3 protein-coding genes are annotated in these 2527 nt (G+C 71.1%); all 3 read left to right on the top strand.

Translation table 11 applies throughout. From position 1 onward, the window contains the following. Window positions 1–680 (top strand): tetratricopeptide repeat-containing protein (locus tag ACR2JA_RS15745; protein WP_434010022.1); only part of this gene is annotated, 680 nt, incomplete at its 5' end. Window positions 681–707: 27 nt separating this feature from the next. Next, window positions 708–1826 (top strand): toll/interleukin-1 receptor domain-containing protein, encoded by a 1119-nt coding sequence (locus ACR2JA_RS15740; RefSeq protein WP_434010021.1) that lies wholly within the window; start codon window positions 708–710, stop codon window positions 1824–1826. A gap of 29 nt (window positions 1827–1855) precedes the next feature. Further along, window positions 1856–2527: M12 family metallopeptidase (locus ACR2JA_RS15735; protein ID WP_434010020.1), on the top strand; the 672-nt coding region annotated here is incomplete at its 3' end.

Here is a 2527-nt window from a genome sequence, read left to right as displayed (position 1 = left end):
GGGTGGACCCGGCGCGCCGGTCGGCCCAAAAAGGCACCGACCAGGCGCAACGCCTCGCACAAGGGCGTGCCGACATCCAGACCGCCATCGCCACACTGCAAGCGCTGGTCACCGTCAGCCCGACGCTGGAACGCGAGAGCCTGCTGGGATCGGCCTACAAGCGCCTGCACCGGCTGGAGCTGGTGGCCGGCCACGCAAGCGCCGCCGCCCAGGCGGTGCAGCAGATGGCCACGCACTACCGACAGGCCGAAGCGCTGGCGCGCGCCGCTGGTTCGCCGGACTGGTTCTACCCCGCGCTCAACCGCCTGGCCGCCGAGCTGCTGGCCCACGCCGGCACAGCGGGCTGGGGCGGCTTGGGTGCGCAGGACGTGGCCGACATCCGCCAGGCGCTGGAAACCCGCCGCCGCGACGCACCGGACTTCTGGAGCGTGGTCGGCCTGCCCGAGCTGGCCACCCTGGAAGCGCTGGCCAGCGGCCAGCTGGCGCGGCAGCTGCCCGCCGTGCTCGCGGTTTACGACGACCTGCACCAGCGCGCCGGCACGGCGTGGATGTGGGCGTCGGTGGCCGACCAGGCGGGCTTTGTGCTGCGACCCTGGCTGGACGGCCTGGACGCCGAGGCCCGCGCTGCCCGACAGCTGCAAGCGCGGCTGGACACCTGGGCGGCTGGCCGCACGGATTGAGCGCGGATTGAAGCAGTTGAGGCCGCCATGAACCGCATCTTCATCAGCTACCGGTCGTCCGACGGCAAGAAGGATGCGGCGCGCCTGACGGCCGACCTGAACGAGCGTTTTGGCGAGCAGCTGGTCTTCTACGACAAGCAGGATCTGGTGGGCGGCAGCTCGTGGCGCGACGCGATCAACGCCACACTGGGCTCGCAGCCGGTGGTGCTGGTGCTCATCACACCCGATCTGCTGGGCGCGCAGCACCCCGAGGGCGGGCGCCGCGTCGACCGCGAGGACGACCCGATCCGCGGTGAACTGCTCACCGCGCGCCACAGCGGCGCGGTCATCATCCCGCTGCTGACAGACGGCATGCAGATGCCGGTGGGCCATTCGCTGCCCGCGCCACTGCAGTTCCTGGGCGAAGCCCATGCCCGCCCGCTGCGCACCGACGACTGGAACGTCGACCTGCAGCGCATCGTGGACGATCTCCAGGCACACCACATCGCGGCTCACGCCGCGCCGCCACCGGCCATGCAGCCGCTGGTGTCCACCATGGCCACCCCACCCGCCCCATCCGCCCCCGTCCGGCTGCGCTGGCTCAAGGTCGGTGGCGCAGCGGTGACGTTGCTGGTGGCCGCACTGCTCGTCATCGGCCTGCGAAGCCCGGACGGCACCACCGACCCCACCCACACAGCGGACACGCCGCCGGCGGCCACCACGCACACTGAAGCCCCGCAGCCAGCCTCCGCTACACCGGCTGTGGCCGCCGTGCCGGACGCCGCAACAGCCGACGCCGCCGGCGTGTGGTGGGCGGTGGACGCCGCCGGCCACCGCACCCGGGTACAGATCACCCTGTACGGCGCCCAGGCGGTGCTGCAGACCGACGCCATTCCGGTGGCCTGGTACCCGGAATGGCAGGCCTATGCGCAGCGCCTGCGCGAACAGGGCACGGTGTTCGACCACATCCGGTACGCCGGCAGCGGCCAGTGGGCCAACGGGCGGCTGCAGATCCCGTTCGACGTGCGCAGCACCGAAGGCCACGGCCCGCTGGACACCGGCGCCCTGACGCTCACGCTCAGCGCCGACGGCCGCGAACTCACCGGCCAGCTCTGGAGCAACGGCGACCAGACCCAGACGCCGCTGCGCCTGGTGCGCCGCCCCTGAATACACCCACCACCCACCAGGAGGACCCCATGCCCAAGATGCTGCACATCTGCACCGAACGCGTGCTGCCGGCCGAGCTGATGCGACCGCAGCCCACGCTGCGCAGCCGCGGCCGCACGCGTGCCATCAGCCCCATCGGCAAACTCTGGATGAACGGCAGCACGCTGCGCGTGCGCTTTCTGGGCGGCACGGCCGCGCAACAGGCCAAGGTGAAAGAACAGGCCGGCTGGTGGACGGCGCACGCCAACCTGCGCTTCGACTTCAACAACGCGCCCGATGCCGAGATCCGCATCGCCTTCGACCCGAACAACGGCGCCTGGTCCTACGTGGGCACCGACAACCGCAGCATCCCGCTGGACCAGCCCACCATGAACCTGGGCTTCATGGACGGCGGCACCACGGCGCACGAGTTCGGCCACGCCATCGGCCTGGCACACGAACACCAGAACCCGGCCGGCGGCCTGCAGTGGAACGAGGCCGCCGTGATCCGCGACCTCAGCGGCCCGCCCAACCACTGGAATGAGGCCCAGATCCGCCACAACGTGCTCAACAAGTACCGGGCCGACCAGCTCAACGGCACCAGCTTCGACCCCGACTCGATCATGCTCTACGCCTTTCCGGGCAGCTGGGTGCAAAGCGGCCAGGGCACGCACGCCAACGAGGTGCTGTCGGCCATGGACAAGGCCTTCATCGCCAGCGCA

This window comes from Hydrogenophaga sp. (assembly GCF_051007235.1).
Lineage (GTDB): Bacteria > Pseudomonadota > Gammaproteobacteria > Burkholderiales > Burkholderiaceae_C > Hydrogenophaga.
The sequence above is the reverse complement of the archived record's forward strand: the minus strand, read 5'-3'. Positions and strand labels throughout refer to the sequence as shown.

Coding starts and splice junctions, on each gene's coding strand:
- ACR2JA_RS15740 (WP_434010021.1), top strand. CDS start 708: ATGAACCGCATCTTCATCAGCTACCGGTCGTCCGACGGCAAGAAGGAT.